Raw genomic sequence first — 21,258 nt, forward strand, 5'->3', positions numbered from 1 at the left:
GTCAGAAGTGCGGCCATCTTCATTTTACATGCTTTTTTCAACACAGAGGCACGGAGTTTCACAGAGAAAACCACAAACGCGTGCCCCCTTATCAGAGGAATCGACCTGTATAACTCTCCTTCACTTTTTTTATACCTGATGGCACCCCGGCATACACAAGGTTGCCGCCTGCATCACCGGCTTCGGGTCCAAGGTCTATGATCCAGTCGGCAGAACGGATCACATCGGTATTGTGTTCAATAACGATCAGCGAATGTCCCTGCTCTATCAGTGCATTGAACGATGCCAGCAGCTTGCTGATATCGTGAAAATGCAGCCCGGTTGTTGGTTCATCGAAAACAAAAAGCATATGACCGATCCCTTTGCCCTTGCCAAGGAAGCTGGCCAGTTTCACCCGCTGCGCCTCACCGCCGCTTAGCGTGTCGCTGCTCTGCCCGAGTTTGATATAACCAAGCCCCACGTCCTGCAATGGCTGTATCGCATTGCGGATCGGCTTTTCATCGGCAAAAAACCTGATCGCTTCGTCAACGCTCATTTCGAGTACATCGTATACGCTCCTGCCCTGGTAATGCACTTCCAGCACTTCTTCCTTGAATCGTTTGCCACCGCAGGATTCGCAGGTAAGGTGTACATCGGCAAGGAACTGCATCTCCACGATCTGCTCTCCCTCTCCCTTGCAGGTATCGCAACGCCCGCCATCCACATTGAAAGAAAAATGTTTTGGCTGGAAGCCCCGCATTTTGGCAAGCGGTTGTTTTGCATACAGGTCGCGGATATGGTCGTAGGCCTTGATATAGGTAACCGGGTTGCTTCTCGAAGATTTGCCGATCGGATCCTGGTCAACCAGCTCCACCTGCGATATGTAATCGATATCGCCGCTCAGCGTTTTATGCAGACCCACTTTATCGGCAAAATCGCCTTTCAGTTTTTTCAGCGCCGGAACAAATACCTGTTTTACCAGGGTTGTTTTACCGCTGCCGCTTACACCGCTCACCACGCACAGCGTGTTCAGCGGGAATTCAACGGTGATATCTTTCAGGTTATGCTGCCGCGCATTTTCCACGGTGATACTGCGTGTCCATTTGCGCGGTGTTTTCGGAACCTCGATCTTCAGTTTACCCGTCAGGTATTTACCCGTAAGACTTTCCGGGTTGGCCACGATCCCGTTGTAATTACCTTCCGCCACCACTTCCCCGCCCAGGTGCGAAGCCAGCGGCCCCATGTCGATGATATGATCCGCTTCGCGCATCATCATTTCATCGTGCTCCACCACCACCACGGTATTGCCAAGATCGCGCAGTGATTTCAATACGCCGATCAGCTGCTCCGTATCGCGTGAATGCAATCCGATAGAGGGTTCATCGAGTATATACAATGAATTGGTGAGGTTGCTTCCCAGGCTCCTGGTTAGTTGAATACGCTGGCTCTCTCCGCCGCTGAGGGAATTGGCAAGACGGTTCAGTGTCAGGTAGCCCAGTCCCACATCGATCAGCGTCTGCAAACGCTGGTGCACTTCGAGCAGTATTCTTTTGGCAACCTGCCGGTCATGCGGCGAAAGGGTTTGTTCGTCAAACCAGGTTTTCAGGTCGCGCACCTGCATTTCGCAGAGCTCACCGATGTGTTTATCCGCCACTTTTACATACAGGGCTTCTTTACGAAGACGATAGCCATGGCAATCCGGACAGGTAGTGCGCCCCCGGTAGCGGCTCAGCAGCACACGGTACTGCACTTTGTACAGGTTCTGTTCCACCTCCTTGAAAAAATCCTGTATTCCCAGCGCTTCGCCCTCGCCCTCCCATAGCTGTTTGTATTGCTGTTTACTGAGATCGATAACAGGTTTGTGGATCGGGAAGCCGAACTTACCCGCATGCCTGATGAACTGCTCTCTCCACCAGCCCAGTTTCTCTCCTTTCCAGGGTGCAACAGCGCCATCATACAGACTTAAACGTTTATCCGGCACCACCAGGTCTTCATCGATACCCAGCACCTGGCTAAAGCCTTCGCAGGTAGGACAGGCCCCATAGGGATTATTGAAAGAAAAAAGATTGGGCACCGGTTCTTCGAACTGCATGCCGTCGAGCTCGAACTTATTGCTGAAATGATGCAGCTTGCCGCCGTCCTGCTCTACATACATCTCTCCCTCGCCCTCGTAAAAAGCGGTGCCGATGGAGTCGGACAAACGATGCAGGTCGTCCTCCTCAAACTGTTTGGTAACAATACGGTCCACCAGCACAAAAACCGAAAGCCCCGATGCGTGCGGGCCAAGTTGTTTTTTGATTTCCTTGTCAGGCTGCTCAAGCAGTTCTTCTATCCGCATAACACCGCCTCCTGTTTGCTGCCGGCCGCGCAGGTACATCCGTGAAAAACCTTTCTGCATCAGTATACCCAGTTCTTCCCTGGCATCTCTTTTTGCATGTTGTTTAAAGGGCACCACGATCAATGCCTTCGAACCTTCAGGCATTGCCCTGATCATATCGAGCACATCGGCCACATCGTCTTTTTTCACCTGCTTTCCGCTGACAGGCGAAATGGTCTTACCGGTGCGTGCATACAGGAGGCGCAGGTAATCGTATATCTCCGTCATGCTGCCCACGGTACTGCGCGGTGTGCGCGTGATCACTTTCTGCTCGATGGCGATGGCAGGACAAAGTCCCTTGATATAATCCACATCCGGTTTTACCATCCTTGCCATAAACTGGCGGGCATACGCACTCAGGCTTTCTGCATAGCGTCGCTGCCCTTCGGCAAACAGGGTATCGATGGTAAGCGAGGATTTACCGCTGCCCGATACACCCGTAACAACGATCAGTTTGTTACGCGGAAAACTAACGGTAACATCTTTGAGATTGTGCGTGCGTGCACCTTTCACCACTATATCGCCTGAATCGGTTTTTGTTTTCTGCACGGGTGCAGCTTTTGTTTTTGTTGCCATAACGAACCATAAAATTAAACAGAATCTATCCGATTTTGCACAAAAATTTAGCAAAATCAAAGCGCTTGCTAAACGCGTGGAATGTGTATAACCATACCCCGCGGAAAACATCTTTCCACAACACATGCAAACCCTGTAAAGATTTTTAATTTGACATTGAAATAGAATGAGTTACTGTTAATACCGCAGATTAAACATTTAAAACAACAGCCCGAAGTAAATTATGAGAACCCTGGACCATGTGTCTGATACCGACCTGATCCTGTCTTTCCAGAACGGCGATTCCTGCGCGTTCGAGAACCTTATCAACCGGTATAAGGACAAGATATTCTCATCCATTCTGTTTTTTGTAAAGGACAGTTATCTTGCCGAGGACCTGTTCCAGGATGTGTTCATCAAGATCATCGACACCCTTAAGAACAAACGGTATACCGAAGAAGGTAAGTTTCTGCCCTGGGCCCTGCGTATTGCGCATAACCTCTGCGTGGATTATTTCCGCAAAGTAAAACGCGCCCCTTCCATCCGCACCAGTGATAACAAAGATATTTTCGAATTGTTGCAGATCTCGGAAGATGCACCCGACACAAAAGTGATGCAGTCGCAAAGCCATGACCGCGTTCGGCAGATGCTCGATCTTTTGCCGGAAGAGCAGCGCGAGATCATCGTTCTGCGCCACTATGCCAATCTCAGTTTCAAAGAGATCGCCGCCATTACCAATTGCAGCATCAACACCGCGCTGGGACGTATGCGCTACGGACTGATCAACCTCCGCAAGATGATGACGGAAAAACAGATCAGTTTATAATAATCAGCTTATCTTATTTAAAAGCTTCCCGCCCGCATTTTAACCAGGCCAGGTATTCGTTGGCATCGGGTGTATATCCAACAGGATGGCTCAGCAGTTTTTCATTGGTATCCAGTATAACATACAAAGGCTGGGTGGTTTGGTTAAAATTCTCCGACTGGAAAGTTGCCCATTTATCGCCCACGCTCACAATATCCTTGCTGCCCCCGTCTTTTGTTTTGTAGTTGTTGATACGCTGTTCTATCGGCAGGTTCTGCTTATCGTCCACGTACAATGAAACCAGTATGAAATTTTCTTTGATGTACTTGTACACTTCGGGTTGCGTCCAGACATTCTCCTCCATTTTGCGGCAGTTAACACAGGCCCAGCCGGTAAAATCGATCAGGATGGGTTTGTTCTGTGCCCTGGCCATTTCAAGCGCTTTTGCATAATCGTTTACCACGTTTGCTTCCAAGCCTTTGTTGGATACATTCTCTTTTCCGTAGATGCTGTAACTGAATGGCGGCGGAAAACCGCTCAGCAACTGCAGGTTGGCATATTTGCTGCGGGTAACGCCCGGTATCAGGTACAGGGTGAACAGTAAGGCAAGCAGCCCCACCAGTTTGCGGCCGCTGCTGATCTTCATTCCCTTGTAATCGTGGGGCAGCCGGAGTATACCGAACAGGTACAGCGTAAGCGCCGCGCCGATCAGCAGCCATATGCCGATAAACACTTCTCTTTTAAGAATGCCCCAATGCATCACCAGGTCTGCGTTGGAGAGAAATTTGAATGCCAGCGCCAGTTCCGCAAAAGCCAGTACTTTTTTAACCGTATCAAGCCATCCGCCCGATTTGGGTAACGACTGCAGCCAGTTGGGGAATATGGCAAACAGCGCAAAGGGCAATGCCAGTGCCAGTCCAAACCCCGCCAGTCCCGCGGTCAGGGGCCACGCCCCGCCGCTTAACGAACCAACCAGCAGCGAACCCAGTATGGGCCCGGTGCAGGAGAACGATACAATGGCCAGGGTCAATGCCATGAAGAAGATGCCGATGGTGCTTCCCAAACCACTTTTCGAATCGGCCTTGCTGGCGATATTGCCTGGCAGAGTGATCTCGAAATAACCGAAGAAGGAAATGGCAAAGAAAATAAAGATCACAAAGAAGATCACATTCAGCCAGGAATTGGTAGAGATATTGTTGAATATCTCCGGCTGCACATTACCGAGTATGTGAAAGGGAAGGCTTGCCAGTATATAGATCAGGAAAATAAAAAAACCATACAGCACGCCATTGCGTACCGCCTGTTTCCGGTTGGCCGATCTTTTGGTAAAAAAAGATACCGTAACGGGTATCATCGGAAACACGCAGGGCGTCAGCAGGGCAATCAGTCCGCCGATGAACCCGAGAAAGAATACCGACAGCAAACCGGTATCGCCGGGGTTCTGCTGCTTTCCGCAGTCTTCTTTGGGATTGGCCAGATCGATCGTTGCCAGTTTGATGTTCTGCGCATCTGCAGCCGCCGCCTGCCCGCCCTCAAGCACCACATCGAAAGACTGCTCGGATGTAAGAAATTCATCCGCCCTACCAATATAGGCCGTAATGGTTCCTTTCAGGGTCTGCGGTACAAAACCGCTGATCTTCACCTGCTGTATCACTTCTATGTTTTCCGTGAACACATTGGCCTTGCCAAAAACAGGATCGGCCATATTTTTCGGCTGTCTGTCGAACGACAGCGTTCCCTGCATCAGCGCATTTTCGTATGCAGGCACCAATTTGATATTTTCGAGTCCCTCTATAGAAGGGTTGCTTCCATACACATGCCATCCGGCCGGTATGGCCGTGCGGGCACGCAGTTCATACAAACCATCGCCTATTTTCCGGGCCTGTGTTTCCCAGTGCAGCAAACTATCGCCCTGCGCGGTGAGGAAAAGAAAAGAGAACAGCGCTATAAGGATTGCAGATAGTTTTTTCATCGAAAGAATTTAATATCAGAGCAGTTTCAGGTCGAACGTCTTCTTTGCGGGGGGAAGACACTGGCTGTCGTCGCAAACCATGTACTCAACGGTACCGGTAATATTGGTCTTTACCTTTCCTTTCAGTTTCACGGTCTGAACAAACTGTACTTTATCCGAGTAGTACAGCACATTTGTTTTGAAATTCTTGTCGTAGGTCTTCTCCAGTTTACCCACTTCATTGGTTTTTCCGCTAACGGTTACCAGGGGGTTCGGTTTGAACCGGATCGTAGTGGGTATGGGGCCTCCCTTACCGGTGTTCTGTGAATACAGATGCCAGGGCGACTCCAGCTCGGCCGTAAGGATGATCTCGTAGGTATCGGCCGTTTTTTTCTTTGCTTCGTAAGACCAGTTCACAGGGTTCTGTCCAAAGGCCAGTCCGGCCAGCACGGTCAGAAAAACAGAAAAGACGATTTTTTTCATATCCATGGATTGTACTATATCAGACGGAAAATTAGGCAATCACTTACAAGCGATTTGTTAATTAAGGCCGAGCAGCAGTTCAAACACTTTTCGTCCGTCCTGGTTACCCATGGCTTCCGAAGAAGAACGCTCGGGGTGCGGCATCATGCCGAATACATTCCCTGCTCTGTTTTTGATACCTGCGATATTACGGGTGGCGCCGTTGGGATTGGCCCCCTCGTTAACAGTGCCGTCGGGCTGGCAGTACTTGAATATCACCTGTCCGTTCTTTTCCAGCTCGTCCAGCGTGGCATCGTCTGCATAAAAACGGCCTTCGCCATGCGCCACGGGCACTTTCAGGGCCTGTCCCGCCCCGTTTTTGATAAATACATTCTTGCAAACGAATTGCTGGTTGGCATTCTGCAGTAACACACCGGGCAGCAGCCCGCTCTCGCACAATATCTGGAAGCCATTGCATACACCCAGCACCTTGCCGCCCCGGTTGGCAAAATCGATGACGCTCTGCATCATCGGACTGAACCTGGCGATGGCACCGCAGCGCAGGTAATCGCCGTAGGAAAAACCGCCCGGGATCACGATACAATCGTCTGTGGTGAACATGCTCAGGTCTTTGTCTTTGTGCCATAACATGATCACTTCCTTGCCAAAATCGTTCTGCAGAGCATCCTGCATGTCTCTGTCACAGTTAGATCCGGGAAAAACAACGACGCCAAATTTCATTGATGCTGGTTTATGCTGAAATGATAAAAGACCGAGCCGCAAAGTTACGCCCGAAAAGGTAATTTTCTTCCCTTATTTCGTCTTTCAGACAGGCCGCAGGATCGTTTGCCGGCCAGCCGCGGAAACAGCGCTGGTGTATTCCCAACGGTCGGCAAACCCAGGTAATACATCTTATCCCGGCTGCATCACCATCGTCCAGTTATTGTATGCCAGCACCGCCACAGCCAGCCAGAAAAGAATATTGGGCAATACCAGTCGTCTGGGCACTGAAAAGGCGTTGGAGGAAAAAGCGGCCAGGGGAACCGCGCACATAAATGCCGATTCTATACCCGCCTGCTGGAACAGAAAAGGTATCGGCAGCAGTATGAACAGCATCACCATCATCACCCCCCAGTTCTTACGTATCTGGATAACCATCCGCTTATGCGTAAGCTGCCAGTATACCAGTCCCGCCACCATCATAACAAATAGCAGGGATACCTGTACGATCAGCGCAATGCTCCATTGGGTAAGCGGCAGGTGCAACTGCAGGTAGGGCAGAAAAGACTTGAATTCGGCTATCCTGTCGCCCAGGTATAAAAAAGCAAACAGAAAATAATAGGGCAGCAGCACACCCATCAGCAATATCACCCATTCTGCCAGCCGGAAAGGGCGAACCACCATCAGCGCAAACAATACCACCCCGATAAGTATGGCGGTGGGATGGTAACAGATCACCGAAAAACCCACGATCAGTCCGGTGTTGAAAAGCAGGGTTTTGGGAGACGGATGGTTATACAGCCTGCTGAGTTTGATGAATATCCAGATAAGCAGGAAATTGGCCACCAGCGCCGACGAAATACTGCACCACTGCGGCAGTATACCCGACAGCAGCACATAGGCCATGGCGGTGGTATAACTGTTATTCTGGAACATGCGCATTTCGCCCAGCACCATGTTCAGGCGGATGGCCTGCAGCACCACTACCAGCACGTATACAACGAACAGGGCAGACTGCGGCAGCGAGGTCGCGTAATTGGCGATCAGCATCGAAATGGCGCCATCGTTCACATTGGCCACCACGGGAGGCGGCACGATAAAGAAATGCAGGTGCACAGCCAGACTGAGCAGCAGCAGGAAAAAGATATTTGCGATCGATTTATCTCTGAAAAGAAAGACCACGGCGCCGTATTAAAATTCGATTTTTGCAAAACAGATAAAGCCCCGGAACTGACAGGGTATCACCGCCACCCGCGAACCTACCTGCTTCGCGTGCCGCGGCATAAATTCATACCCCTTGTCCATATTCTTGAAAGTGGGTGTGCGGTCTATCTGTCCCGACGGAGCGATGCTCTGGTCGCTCAGCATCAGCGCACGCTTTTCCTGCACATTAAACAAAAAATGCAGCTGGCTGCCCATATTCAGCAGGCCGTAACCGATAAAGTTGTCGGTATTATCGTCGTATTGCGATTTCCGTATCACATTGCTCCATTCCAGTTTACCGCCGGGTTCGAAAGAAATAACGGCCACATTATCGGCATAATACCGGGTCATGGTATTGAGGTTGTTATAAATATTCGAACGCCACCAGGGATAATAGCCTGCCGGGCTGTTCCAGTAATAATAATCGAGCGGTGTCCAGTAGGGAGAACCGTAGAGGTAATCCCACCTGTTCAGCGTATTGCCGCGGGAAGTGGTGTATACGGATTCCGCCATCACCAGAAAACCGCCGTCTTTGCGCAGGATGATGTTCTTCAGGAAATAATCGTTGAACGCTGTTTTGCTGTTGCCGGTGGGCTTGGCGTCTTCCCTGAACTCGTCGGAAAAAACGCTGGTGGCATTCATGATCTCGCGGTTGGCGGTCTTATCCCAGAGTGAATAATACAGTCCTTCGATATTGCCGCGGCGCTGTTTGCTGTAAAAGGAAGTGACCACAAAATGCTTGTGGATATTGTCGGGCTTGATGCGGATATCATCCAGGTAAATGTTCGCGAATTTGAGATCGGAGACCACGATATTATCCGACAGCGCCGGTTTTACGATCAGGCTCACCTTATTGATGTTGTCATTGGAAGCCGTGCCCGATGCGCGGATACAGCCCAGGTCGCCATCATTATCCAGTGTAAACTCTGTCAGGAAATCGTTGCGCTGCGGCATCGGTATGCTGAGACGGCTTTTGCGCAGCAGGGTGAGGTTCCTGTCAAACAGGCTGGTGGTGAGTATATGCGCCTTATCGTTCCGGGTATTGATCTTGAATACCATGATCTTCTGCCTGTCGTCGCTGTTCACGATCGAGTAAATACGGTTATTGCCAAAGCTCAGTTCGGTGGTATCCAGCTGTACGGGCTCCCCTATTTTTTTACCGTCGGCGCCGATCTTCACCGCCATACTGTATACCGTATTTCTCCGCTGGTACTCATACAGCATATAGATGAATTCGGGGTACTGGATGAATTCGGTATTGGAGATACGCCCGCTCAGGTAGTCCATCTTCACCCGGTCGGTCAGCTTCATATCGTTGTCGTAGATCGCAATAAAATGCTGGTCGCGGTAGTTCTTATACACAAGTACGTTTCCGCTGATCTTACCCAGTATCTCAAAATTGATGGAGCGCGCATCATCCCTGTCGGGCTCGGAATAGGTGATCTGCTGGGCCCGGCCCTGCAGGCCGAACAGCAGAAAAAGGGAAAACAGAACGGGTATTGGCTTTTTCATCGGCGCGTAGCTGAATTTATTGTTTCAAATGTACGGGTTGCGGGGCTTTTGGGTGGTTAATTTAACGGTAAAACAAAAACCGGCCAAAGCATAAGATTTACTGGGCAGGAAGGAATTTCCAATTACATTTGTCAAATATTTCCTGTTTTATTGCACTAACCCTCGTTGTGTGAGCAAGAATTTCAACAAGGTTTCCGCCGCCGGTCTGGTCATAGCATTGGGCATTATTTACGGCGATATCGGTACATCGCCGCTTTACGTACTGAACGAGATCATTACCGGAAGGGTGATCTCGGAGCAGCTGATCCTGGGATCGCTTTCCTGCATTATCTGGACGCTTACCCTGCAAACAACCGTCAAATATGTGATCCTCACGCTAAAAGCCGATAACAAAGGCGAGGGTGGCATTTTCAGCCTGTATGCGCTTGTCAGGCGAAGAAGAAAATGGCTGGTCATACCCGCCATGATCGGTGGCGCGGCGCTGCTGGCCGACGGTATCATTACACCGCCCATCACCGTTACCTCCGCCATAGAAGGTCTGCGGCAGCTGCCCGCGCTGAGCCATATCACCCAGAAAACCATTGTGGGCATCGTGATCGGGATCATTACCATCCTGTTCTTTGCGCAGCAGTTCGGAACCGCTTCCATCGGTAAACTGTTTGGCCCCATCATGGGTCTGTTTTTTACCATGCTGGCCGTAATGGGCGCCACGCACCTGCTTGATGATATCCATATTTTCAAAGCGCTGAGCCCGCATTACGCCATCGAACTGCTGACCACTTACCCCAAGGGCTTCTGGCTGCTGGGAGCCGTCTTTCTCTGCACCACGGGAGCGGAAGCACTGTACAGCGACCTGGGGCACTGCGGCAAAGGCAATATCCGCATCTCCTGGATCTTTGTAAAGACCTGCCTGATCCTGAACTACCTGGGACAGGGCGCATGGCTGCTGGCGAATTACCGCGGGCAGGTGATCCCTGCCGAAGTAATGTCCGCCGGTTTCAATCCTTTTATCGGTATCATGCCCGAATGGTTTAAACTGGCGGGTATCATCATATCCACTTTTGCGGCGGTGATCGCCAGCCAGGCGCTGATATCGGGTTCTTTTACACTGATCAGCGAAGCCATGCGGCTGAACCTCTGGCCCAAGATGAAGATCAATTATCCGACAGAAGAAAAAGGACAGCTGTACATACAGGGTATCAGCCTGCTGCTGTATATCGGCTGCGTGGGCATTGTGCTGTATTTCCAGAAATCGGCGAATATGGGCGCGGCTTACGGACTGGCCATCACCATGTGTATGATCAGCACCTCCATCCTGTTTGCCAATTTCCTGGTGAGCAGACGCGCCAATTCGGGACTGATCTATCTCTACCTGGTGGTTTACCTCACCATAGAATCTTCTTTCCTGATCGCCAACCTGGAGAAATTCATGCATGGCGGTTATGTGACGCTGATCGTGGGCGGCGCCCTGTTTGCGGTGATGTATGTATGGTTCAGGAGCCGGAAGATCAAGAACCGCTACGTGGAATTTGTACGGCTCGAGCACTATATACCGATGATCCAGGAACTGAGCAACGACCGCACCATTTCGAAATATGCAACGCACCTGGTATACATGACCAGCGCCAACAACCCGAAAGAGATAGAGCATAAGATCATCTATTCCATCCTGAATAAAAAACCGAAGCGTGCGGATATCTACTGGTTTGTGCATGTGGATGTGCTTGACGACCCCTACACTTCCGAGTTCTCTGTTGAACACATCATCCCCAACGATATCATCCGGGTGGAATTCAGGCTGGGCTTCCGCGTAGAGCAGCGCATCAACCTGATGTTCCGCAAAGTGGTGGAAGAACTGGTGAACAACAAGGAAGTGAACATCACCAGCCGCTATGAAAGCCTCGAAAGGAATAATGTGGTGGGCGATTTCCAGTTCATCGTACTGGAAAAATACCTGAGCCAGGATAACGAACTGCCTTTCATGGAAAAGGTGATCATGAAGCTGTATTTCTGGCTCAAGGAGATCAGTCTCGGCGAAGAACGCGGCTTTGGTCTTGACCCCAGTAATGTAACCATCGAAAAGTTCCCGCTGATCGTTGCACCCGTATCAAAATTCAACCTCAAACGCGTTTACCACGACGGAAACGAATACGAATGACGCATATCACCGCCGCTGAACTGAAACAGCGATTGGAAACCGAAGACATTTTCCTCCTCGATGTACGGGAGCCATTCGAACACGAAGCCTATCATATCGGCGGCATGTTATTACCCCTCGATACCGTTATCGCCAACAGCTCCCTGATCCCGAAAGACAAACCCGTTATCGTCTACTGCAAAAAAGGCATCCGCAGCCAGATCGCCATCCAGCGACTGGAACAAAAATTCGGTTTCCGGAATCTTATTAACTTACAGGGAGGAATGGAAGGCTGGGCGGAGTTGGAGAGCTGAATGGCTGCGTGGTTATATTGCTGTATGGCTATATTGTTAAACGGTTAACCCATTCAACTTTATATTTCCCTTTTATCACCCAGCCATTCAACCATACAGCCATTTAACAATACAACCTCCTCCCATCCAGCCCACCCTCCTCTATATCATCGCAGCCTACGCCCTGTTAGCGGTGCTGATCTATTTTATACAGGACCGTTTTATTTTCAAGCCCGAAAAACTGCCGCAGGACTTCGAGTACCGGTACGATGTACCGTTTGAAGAACTGTTCTTTGATGTGGCGACGGGTATACGCATTAACGGATTGCATTTTTTCTGCCAGGCACCCAAAGGACTGATCCTTTATTTCCATGGCAATTCCAAAAGCATCAAAGGCTGGGCAAAATATGCAAAGGATTTTTACCGGTACCAGTACGATGTGGTGCTCGTGGATTACCGCGGCTTTGGAAAAAGCACCGGTAAAAGAAGTGAAAAAGAGATGTTGTCCGATATGCAGTTCGTTTACGAAAAACTGCTGGAGAACCATGCGGAACACGATATCCTTATCTACGGCAGAAGCCTGGGCAGCGGCTTTGCGGCCAAACTTGCCGCCGATAACAAACCGCGTTACCTGATACTCGACGCACCTTATTTCAGCTTCATCAAAGTGGTTGAAAGATTTGTACCGATATTTCCGCATAAATGGATACTGCGCTACCATTTGCATACGGATAAATGGATCCGCAAAGTAAACTGCCATACCTATATCATCCACGGCACCAAAGACTGGCTCATACCCATACGCCACAGCGAAAAACTGCAGCAGCTAAACCCCGGCAAAATCACGCTGATACGGATACATGGCGGAAGACACAACAACCTCCCGAGCTTCCCCGAATACCACAATTTTATCCGTGATATCCTGAAATACTGATACCTCTCCGTGTTCCGCCGTGCCTCTGTGTTGCATCCGTGTCTCTGTTTTCTCCCAACCCCTCTTTATGCGGGAGTTTTTCAACACAGAGACACAGTGACACGGAGGGGCACGGAGAAAAGCGAAGTTGCGCAACAGGCAAACAGTGTTATTTTTACGCTGTGAAGAAGAAAACAGTCCGCCTGCTGATGATCCCTGTTGTGCTGTACTGCCTTGCGGGCGGCATTTTGTATGTTATGCAGGACAGGCTGCTGCTGCATCCCCAGCAAGTGGTGGCAGACAGCAGCTACCGTTTCGGTCAGCCGTTTACGGAAACCAATATCGAATCCGATAAGGAAACGGTCTACAATATCGTACAGTTTCATACGCGGGACACGGCCAAAAAAGGCGTGGTGCTTTATTTTCACGGCAACCGCCGGAATGTAACGCACTATGCGATGTATGCGGAATGGTTTACCCGTAACGGGTACGATGTATGGATGCCCGACTACCCGGGTTTTGGCAAATCAACCGGCGTCTTAACAGAGCAGGCATTGTACGACGAAGCCCTGCAGGTATACAAACTGGCGCGGAATATTTACGAACCAAAACAGATCGTTATTTATGGCAAATCGCTGGGAACCGGTGTTGCCGCGCAGCTGGCATCCATCCGCGATTGCAGGCGCCTCCTGCTCGAAACACCGTATTACAGTATCCCTTACCTGTTGCGCCCCTATCTTTTTATGTACCCCCTCGAAACACTGCTTCATTACCGGATACCCACTTACCAATACCTGCAGAAAGTAAGCGCTCCCGTTACCATCTTCCACGGCACCGCCGACGGGGTCGTACCCTATCGCAACGCGAGCAGGCTCACCAGCTGTTTCAAACCCGGCGACGAACTGGTAACCATCGAAGGCGGCTCCCACAATGATCTCGGCAACTTTACCCGCACCCGGCAAAAACTGGACAGCATTTTACGCTGAGTTTTCTCCCCATCTTTGTTCCCGGCTCTTCCGTTCCCTGCTCCCCTGTTCCTTGCCCTCCTGTTCCCTGCTCTTCTGTTCCTTGTTCCCCTGTTCCTTGTTCCTCCGTTCCTTGTTCCTCTGTTCCCTTACGTTATCCCCACAACATGCCTGCTCTTATTTGTCGTCACTTTATCCGGCAGGGACTCGAGTATGGAACTTCGGACGATATCGACCAGGTTTTTCTTGACAAAATCGCGGTGAACAACGATGCTCACTTCCCGCATGGGCGAGGGGCGTTTGAAATAGCGGATCTGGGAGAGCTGGCGGTTGGTCATGCCCAGCGTGGCCAGTTCGGGCAGAATGGTAATGCCATCGTTGGTGTCCACCATCCGCCGAAGGGTTTCTATGCTGCCTGCTTCGTAATCAAAATGGGTGGCGGTGCGGCTTGCTTTCTGCAGCTCGCAGAAATTCATGATCTGTGTGCGGAAACAATGCCCTTCTTCCAGCAGCCATAATTTGTGGGGATCAATGTCCTGCGGAAGCATATAGGTTTTCTTGTACGCGGCATTTTTCCTGGATACATAGGCCATCAGTTCCTCGTAAAATAACACATGCTCCTTGATGCCCTGCTCCTGCAGCGGCGTAACGAGGATGCCCATATCGATCTTTCCCGAGCGCAGACGGGTAACGATGTTATCTGTCGTAAGCTCGTTCACCACCAGTCTTACGGCGGGATAGCTTTCAGTAAACGGCTGTACGAACAAGGGCAACAGGTACGGTGCCAATGTGGGAATGATGCCTACGCGCAATTCCCCGGCCAGTATATGCTTGCTGTTGTTCACCAGTTCCGTCATCCTGTTTCTCTCGGCAATAATCCTTCTCGCCTGTTCAATCAGCAACCGCCCGGTTTCGGTGGGTATCACGGGTTGTTTGCTGCGGTCAAACAGTTTGATGTCCAGCTCCTCTTCCAGCTTCTGCACCTGCATGCTCAGCGTGGGCTGCGATACAAAGCAATCCTGCGCGGCTTCCGCAAAATGCCGGCGGTTATCAAGCGCAATAATGTATTCCAGCTGGGTGAATGTCATATAGATTTCATCTATGATAATATAAAATTAATCTATTTTGACAATGTCACAAAAAACGCAACATTTGCCGGAAGAGTGATGGATTAATGAATTAGCGGATTCCGGATTAGCGGATTTTAGCACCTCCGGAAAATCATATGAGCCCTAATCCGGAATCCCCAAATGCACAACCCCGTAAATCAACAATATTATGAGCGAAGAAAAACAAACAGGCGACATCGGCAAATGTCCCTTTCACAACGGCACACTGAAAAAAAATGTAGGCGGTCACGGAACCACCAACCGCGAATGGTGGCCCAACCAGCTGCGGCTGAACATACTGCGTCAGCATGCTTCCCTGTCTGATCCGATGGATACAGGTTTCAACTATGCGGAAGCGTTCAGGTCGCTCGACCTGGATGCGCTGAAGAAAGACCTGCATCAGTTGATGACGGACTCGCAGGACTGGTGGCCCGCCGATTTCGGTCATTATGGTCCTTTGTTTATCCGGATGGCCTGGCACAGTGCGGGCACCTACCGTACGGGCGATGGCCGCGGCGGTGCCGGGGCGGGGCAACAGCGTTTTGCACCCCTCAACAGCTGGCCCGATAATGTAAGTCTGGATAAAGCGCGCAGGCTGCTCTGGCCAATCAAACAGAAATACGGCCGCAAAATATCCTGGGCCGATCTGATGGTCCTCACCGGTAATGTGGCGCTGGAATCGATGGGCTTCAAGACCTTTGGCTTTGGCGGCGGACGCGAAGACGTATGGGAACCCGAGCAGGATGTATACTGGGGTTCGGAAAAAACCTGGCTGGGCGGCGATATCCGTTATGCGCACGGCTCCGAAGGGGTTCCGAAAAACCATGGCGTTGTATCATCAGACGATACTGCAGACGGCGATATGCATTCGCGCAACCTGGAGAAACCATTGGCGGCGGTGCAGATGGGACTGATCTATGTGAACCCCGAAGGCCCGGATGGCAATCCTGATCCCATTGCTGCAGCACGCGATATCCGCGAAACATTTGCCCGTATGGCGATGAACGACGAAGAAACCGTGGCGCTGATTGCAGGCGGACACAGCTTTGGTAAAACACATGGCGCGGCTCCTTCCACGCATGTGGGTAAAGAACCCGAAGCGGCATCCATCGAAGAACAGGGACTTGGCTGGCATAACAGTTTTGGTTCCGGCAAAGGAACAGATGCCATTACCAGCGGACTGGAAGTTACCTGGACCACCACCCCCACGCAATGGAGCAATAACTTTTTCGAAAACCTGTTTGCGCACGACTATGTGTTGACAAAAAGTCCGGCAGGTGCACACCAGTGGGTGGCCAAAGATGCGGCGGATACCATTCCGCATGCATTCGATGCAGCAAAGAAACAGGCACCAAGGATGCTGACAACAGATCTTTCGCTGAAATTCGACCCGGTATATGAAAAGATATCACGCCGTTTCCTCGAAAATCCCGACCAGTTTGCCGATGCATTTGCACGTGCCTGGTTTAAATTAACACACCGCGATATGGGACCCCGTGCCCGTTACCTCGGCGCCGATGTTCCTGCGGAAGAGCTGCTCTGGCAGGATCCCATCCCGGCTGTTGACCATGCACTGATCGATGAGAAGGATATCGCTGCGCTGAAAAACAGTATCCTTGCCTCCGGCTTAACCGTGGCGCAACTGGTAAGCACCGCATGGGCTGCTGCATCCAGTTTCCGCGGATCGGATAAACGGGGCGGCGCAAACGGTGCCCGTATCCGTCTGGCTCCGCAGAAATTCTGGGCGGTGAACAATCCATCGCAGTTGTCAAAAGTGCTGGATACGCTGGAAGGCATTCAAAAAACATTCAACGCACAATCGGGTAATAAAAAACTGTCCATCGCCGACCTGATCGTACTGGCGGGCGCCGCCGGCGTGGAGAAAGCAGCGAAAGAAGCAGGACATCCCCTTACGGTTCCATTTACACCCGGCCGTATGGATGCCACACAGGAGCAAACCGATGTGGAATCGTTTGGCGTACTGGAACCGCCGGCAGACGGGTTCCGCAATTACCAGCGCGGCAGGTTCAGCGTATCCACCGAAGAACTGCTGGTTGATAAGGCCCAGCTGCTTACGCTGACACCACCGGAACTGACCGTTCTGATAGGCGGCATGCGTGTGCTGAACACAAATTTCGACGGTTCAAAACACGGTGTATTCACCGGCAGACCCGAAACACTCAGCAACGATTTCTTTGTAAACCTGCTCGATATGAATACGGCCTGGAAAGCGGTAGATAACCAGCAGCAGGTATTCGAAGGAAGCGACCGCAACACCGGCGAAGCCAGGTGGACGGCCACACGCGCAGACCTGGTCTTTGGCTCCAACTCCGAATTAAGGGCGCTGGCAGAAGTATATGCAAGCGATGATGCAAAGGAAAAATTTGTAACAGACTTCGTGGCCGCCTGGACCAAAGTGATGAACCTGGATCGCTTTGACCTCGTGAAATAGAAGATTCTAAGCCAAAAGACTTATATTAGTCAGGAAAATCTCAGGCCCTCATCCCACCAGATGGGGGCTTGAAGCTGATAGCCATTACAATTGCCAACCATGACACCAGAAGAAAATTTCAAAGCGCTTGCCCTCGCATTGCCGCCGGCACCCAAACCCATCGGGATCTACAAACCTTTGCTGATCGATGGAAGACATTGTTATGTATCCGGTCATGGCACCCTGAAAGAAGACGGCAGTCTTATCATCGGGCGCATCGGCGATACCATGGATATGGAAGCGGGGAAACTGGCTGCGCGACAGGTTGGTCTTGCCATACTCTCCACATTAAAAGCACAACTGGGTTCGCTCGATAAGGTAAAACGCGTGATCAAAGTGCTGGGTATGGTGAACTGTATTCCATCGTTCGAAAAACATCCCTATATCATCAATGGCTGCAGTGAATTGTTTGCAGCGGTATGGGGTACGGAAAACGGCATCGGTGTGAGAAGCGCGGTGGGTATGGGTTCGCTGCCCGACAATATACCCGTGGAAATAGAAGCTTTGTTTGAACTGCAGTAATATGAGCTGGTACACCATCAACGGTATTGAAAAAATCGACTCTCCCTCGCTGGTCGTCTATCCGCAGCGGGTCAGGGAAAACATACGCCTGGCCATCGCGATGGCCGGCGGTGCATCGCGGCTGCGCCCGCATGTAAAAACGAACAAGACCGCCGAAGTGTGCCTGATGATGCTGGAAGCCGGCATCGATACCTTCAAATGCGCCACCATTGCGGAAGCCGAAATGCTGGGTATCATACACGCCGCCGATGTGTTACTGGCTCACCAGCCTGTGGGACCAAAAGCGGAACGGCTGCTGCAGCTCACAAAAAAATTTCCCGACACGCAGTTTTCCTGCATCATCGATAACCTGCTTACCGCGCAGGAGCTGTCGGCATTGTTTGATAAGGAAAATAAAACGCTTTCTGTTTTTATCGATCTCAACATCGGCATGAACCGCTCCGGTATCGTTCCGGAAAAAGCATTCGGGCTGTTTACACAATGCCGTTCCTTGCCCGGTATCCGCCTGATCGGCCTGCATGGCTACGATGGCCATATCCGCAACAGCGATCCGGTTGAAAGACAGGCCGCATCCGACAATGGTTTTGGCAGGGTAGACAGGCTGGCGAACGCGCTCACAGAAGCATACGGTATTTCTCTGCAGATCGTGGCCGGCGGCTCGCCGAGCTTTCCAACACATATTGCCAGGAAGAATGTGCAGCTTAGCCCGGGCACTTTTGTATTCTGGGACTGGGGATACAAGCACCAGTTTCCCGATCAGCCTTTTGATTATGCAGCGCTGGTGATCACACGCGTTGTTTCGGTGATCGATGAAGAAACGGTTTGTCTTGATCTCGGTCACAAAGCCGTGGCTGCCGAAAATCCGTTGCCCCGCGTGCATTTTCTTAACGAACCCGATGCCGTACCGGTAAGCCAGAGCGAAGAACACCTTGTTGTAAAGCTGCCCCGCAACAATACATGGAAACCCGGCGATGTGTGGTTTGGGGTGCCGGTACATATCTGTCCTACCGTAGCCCTGTACGAGACCGCTTTGGTAGCAGAAGACAACCGGATACAGGGCAGCTGGAAAGTGATTGCACGCACCAGGAAAATCTCCGTCTGATATGTTTCTTATCGATGCCCATCTTGATCTTGCCATGAATGCCATGGAGTGGAACCGCGACCTGCGTTTGCCCGTATCCGTTCTGCGCGAAAGGGAAACCGGTATGACCGATAAACCCGACCGCATGAAAGGAACGGTTTCATTACCCGCGCTGCGCAAAGGCAATATAGGACTGGTGGTGGCTACGCAGATCGCGCGGGTGGTGCAGCCCGGCAGTGCGTTGCCCGGCTGGCTATCGCCGCAACAGGCATGGGCCCAAACACAGGCGCAGCTTAGCTGGTACCGCGAGATGGAAGCCTGCGGCGAAATGGCGCAGGTAACGGATCTCCCTTCACTCGAATCACACCTGGCTTCCTGGAACGGGGGTGGCAACGAAACGCAGCCGGTGGGTTATATACTGAGTCTCGAAGGTGCAGATTCGCTGGTTACACTGGATCACCTGCATATCGCCCACGGCAATGGACTGCGTGCCATCGGTCCCGCGCATTACGGACCGGGGCGCTATGCCAACGGCACCGATGCAACGGGCGGACTGAACGCAGAAGGAAAAGCATTGCTGCGCGAAATGCAGCAGCTGGATATCATTCTCGACGCCACACACCTGTGCGACGATGCTTTCTGGGATGCCATGGAGGTATTCGATGGCACCATCTGGGCAAGCCATAACAATTGCCGGGCACTGGTAAACCATAACCGGCAGTTCAGTGATGATATGATCAGGGCGCTGATCGAAAAAAAAGCGGTCATAGGCGGCGCGCTGGATGCATGGATGATGGTACCCGGCTGGCAGCGTGGCATATCGGATCCGCGCGAGATGCAATGCAGCCTCGAAAAAATGGTTGACCATATCGATCATATCTGCCAGATAGCAGGCAATACCCTGCATGCAGGCATCGGCACCGACCTGGACGGCGCATTCGGAAAAGAACAATCCCCGTACGATATCGACACCATCGATGACATAGCCATCCTGCCCGAATTATTACAGCGGCGCGGCTACACCGAACAGGACTGCCGGAACATAGCCAGCGGCAATTGGCTGCGGGTGTTGCGGGAGGCCTGGAGGGAAGATATTCCGGATTAGCGGATTATGGATTGGCGGATATATTCTGGTGGACTTGGGGCGTTTTGCATGTCGAAAAAAGATCACCGCAGAGACGGGGAGGAGCGGTGTTTCGCAGAGATGGGATTCGCGAATCCGGAATCTAACCGCCTTCGGTTAGCGTGGTTTTGTTTTTGGTTACCTGGAGCGTGTGACTGATGCCGATCTTGAGCGCATAATTGTTTTTTTCGTGGCTTACGGGAAAATCGAAGCAGACCGGGTAATCGTATTCCTCCACATGCGAAGCGATAAGGGAATAAACATCTGATCCGAACGGGATGGTGGTATCTTTCATATCGGTAAAACCGCCGATGATCAATCCCGCCAGTTCCTCCAGCATACCGGCGCGTTTCAGCTGGATCATCATCCGGTCGATATGGTACAGGTACTCGCTCACATCTTCGAGAAACAGTATCCTGTTCTTTGTTTTAACGGATGACCTGCTGCCGATCGCATGCACCAGCAGGGATAGGTTTCCGCCTGTGAGCTTTCCTTCCGCCCTGCCCGCTCTGTTCAGCGGATGAGTGTTGCAGGCGTATTTTGCAGATTCCCCTTTCAATGCCCTGCGTAAGGATTGCACAAACATATTTGCATGTTCACCGTCGTTGAACGCCGCTGCCATGGGTGAATGCAGACAGGCGATATGGAATCGCTCATATACATGTGCATGCAACAGTGTAATATCACTGAACCCGATCAGCCATTTGGGATGTTTACGGAATTTTGTAAAATCCAGCTGATCGATGATACGGCTAAGACCATAGCCGCCGCGGCCGCATAAAACCGCTTTTACCTCCTGGTCATCGAGCATATCCTGCAGATCGGCCAGACGTTCGGGATCGGTACCCGAAAAATAATGGAACTGACTGCCCAGCGTTTTACCCGTCTTCACCTGGTACCCCCATTGCTGTAATGTATCGATACAGGCAGCCGCTTTCTCCGCCGGCATATAACCCGATGGACAAACAATGGCAATGGTATCGCCTTTTTTCAGATAAGGGGGAACGGTTGTCATGGCAGCAATATTACTGCAATTCCACGAGCGTTTACCATACCATTC

At 51.3% G+C, this 21,258-nt stretch carries 17 protein-coding genes; 9 read left to right on the forward strand and 8 right to left on the reverse strand.

All coding sequences use genetic code 11. From position 1 onward, the window contains the following. Nucleotides 1-91 precede the first annotated feature (91 nt). Nucleotides 92-2,932 (reverse strand): excinuclease ABC subunit UvrA, encoded by a 2,841-nt coding sequence (gene uvrA, locus GWC94_RS11590; protein WP_161835182.1) that lies wholly within the window; start codon nt 2,930-2,932, stop codon nt 92-94. 223 nt (nt 2,933-3,155) lie between these two features. Here uvrA and GWC94_RS11595 point away from each other — a divergent pair, with 223 nt between their 5' ends. After that, the gene (locus tag GWC94_RS11595; protein ID WP_161835183.1) at nt 3,156-3,737 is read left to right on the forward strand and encodes an RNA polymerase sigma factor; all 582 of its coding nucleotides are present in this window, start codon (nt 3,156-3,158) and stop codon (nt 3,735-3,737) included. 13 nt (nt 3,738-3,750) lie between these two features. Here GWC94_RS11595 and GWC94_RS11600 read toward each other — a convergent pair whose 3' ends face one another. The 5 genes from GWC94_RS11600 to GWC94_RS11620 all read right to left on the reverse strand — a co-directional run bounded on the left by GWC94_RS11600 (nt 3,751) and on the right by GWC94_RS11620 (nt 9,564). Next, nucleotides 3,751-5,688, reverse strand: coding sequence for a protein-disulfide reductase DsbD family protein (locus tag GWC94_RS11600; RefSeq protein WP_161835184.1), 1,938 nt, complete (start codon nt 5,686-5,688; stop codon nt 3,751-3,753). 15 nt (nt 5,689-5,703) lie between these two features. Then, a complete protein-coding gene (locus GWC94_RS11605) occupies nt 5,704-6,150 on the reverse strand; it encodes a protein-disulfide reductase DsbD domain-containing protein (protein ID WP_161835185.1) in 447 nt (148 codons plus the stop codon). A 57-nt stretch (nt 6,151-6,207) separates the two neighbouring features. After that, a complete protein-coding gene (gene purQ / locus GWC94_RS11610; protein ID WP_161835186.1) occupies nt 6,208-6,870 on the reverse strand; it encodes a phosphoribosylformylglycinamidine synthase subunit PurQ in 663 nt (220 codons plus the stop codon). 171 nt (nt 6,871-7,041) lie between these two features. Continuing rightward, the gene (locus GWC94_RS11615) at nt 7,042-8,031 is read right to left on the reverse strand and encodes a DUF6427 family protein (RefSeq protein ID WP_161835187.1); all 990 of its coding nucleotides are present in this window, start codon (nt 8,029-8,031) and stop codon (nt 7,042-7,044) included. 9 nt (nt 8,032-8,040) lie between these two features. Further along, entirely contained in the window at nt 8,041-9,564 is a 1,524-nt protein-coding gene (locus tag GWC94_RS11620; RefSeq protein ID WP_161835188.1) for a hypothetical protein, read from the reverse strand. A gap of 169 nt (nt 9,565-9,733) precedes the next feature. Between GWC94_RS11620 and GWC94_RS11625 the strand changes: the two genes are divergently transcribed. The 4 genes from GWC94_RS11625 (at nt 9,734) to GWC94_RS11640 (ending at nt 13,893) form a co-directional block, all read left to right on the forward strand. Continuing rightward, on the forward strand, nt 9,734-11,722 hold the full coding sequence (locus GWC94_RS11625) for a KUP/HAK/KT family potassium transporter (RefSeq protein ID WP_161835189.1): 1,989 nt from the start codon (nt 9,734-9,736) through the stop codon (nt 11,720-11,722). Next, entirely contained in the window at nt 11,719-12,015 is a 297-nt protein-coding gene (locus GWC94_RS11630; RefSeq protein WP_161835190.1) for a rhodanese-like domain-containing protein, read from the forward strand. Before GWC94_RS11625 ends, GWC94_RS11630 begins: the two co-directional genes overlap by 4 nt. A gap of 172 nt (nt 12,016-12,187) precedes the next feature. Next, nucleotides 12,188-12,928, forward strand: coding sequence for an alpha/beta hydrolase (locus GWC94_RS11635; protein WP_317163468.1), 741 nt, complete (start codon nt 12,188-12,190; stop codon nt 12,926-12,928). A gap of 161 nt (nt 12,929-13,089) precedes the next feature. After that, on the forward strand, nt 13,090-13,893 hold the full coding sequence (locus GWC94_RS11640; RefSeq protein WP_161835191.1) for an alpha/beta hydrolase: 804 nt from the start codon (nt 13,090-13,092) through the stop codon (nt 13,891-13,893). 128 nt (nt 13,894-14,021) lie between these two features. On the opposite strand, the gene GWC94_RS11645 is transcribed toward GWC94_RS11640, so the two are convergent. Then, the gene (locus GWC94_RS11645) at nt 14,022-14,960 is read right to left on the reverse strand and encodes a hydrogen peroxide-inducible genes activator (RefSeq protein WP_161835192.1); all 939 of its coding nucleotides are present in this window, start codon (nt 14,958-14,960) and stop codon (nt 14,022-14,024) included. Nucleotides 14,961-15,150: 190 nt separating this feature from the next. On the opposite strand from GWC94_RS11645, the gene katG reads away from it, so the two are divergent. The 4 genes from katG to GWC94_RS11665 all read left to right on the forward strand — a co-directional run bounded on the left by katG (nt 15,151) and on the right by GWC94_RS11665 (nt 20,180). Continuing rightward, complete coding sequence (gene katG / locus GWC94_RS11650) at nt 15,151-17,433, forward strand: catalase/peroxidase HPI (protein ID WP_161835193.1); 2,283 nt, start codon at nt 15,151-15,153, stop codon at nt 17,431-17,433. Between the two features lie 99 nt (nt 17,434-17,532). Continuing rightward, the gene (locus tag GWC94_RS11655; RefSeq protein WP_161835194.1) at nt 17,533-17,994 is read left to right on the forward strand and encodes a RidA family protein; all 462 of its coding nucleotides are present in this window, start codon (nt 17,533-17,535) and stop codon (nt 17,992-17,994) included. Between the two features lies 1 nt (nt 17,995). Further along, on the forward strand, nt 17,996-19,096 hold the full coding sequence (locus tag GWC94_RS11660) for a D-TA family PLP-dependent enzyme (protein ID WP_161835195.1): 1,101 nt from the start codon (nt 17,996-17,998) through the stop codon (nt 19,094-19,096). Nucleotide 19,097: 1 nt separating this feature from the next. After that, complete coding sequence (locus GWC94_RS11665; RefSeq protein WP_161835196.1) at nt 19,098-20,180, forward strand: dipeptidase; 1,083 nt, start codon at nt 19,098-19,100, stop codon at nt 20,178-20,180. A 121-nt stretch (nt 20,181-20,301) separates the two neighbouring features. Here GWC94_RS11665 and GWC94_RS11670 read toward each other — a convergent pair whose 3' ends face one another. Further along, on the reverse strand, nt 20,302-21,213 hold the full coding sequence (locus tag GWC94_RS11670) for a S66 peptidase family protein (protein ID WP_161835197.1): 912 nt from the start codon (nt 21,211-21,213) through the stop codon (nt 20,302-20,304). Nucleotides 21,214-21,258 lie beyond the last annotated feature (45 nt).

The sequence above is a fragment of the Sediminibacterium soli genome, from assembly GCF_009939225.1.
Classification (GTDB): domain Bacteria; phylum Bacteroidota; class Bacteroidia; order Chitinophagales; family Chitinophagaceae; genus Sediminibacterium; species Sediminibacterium soli.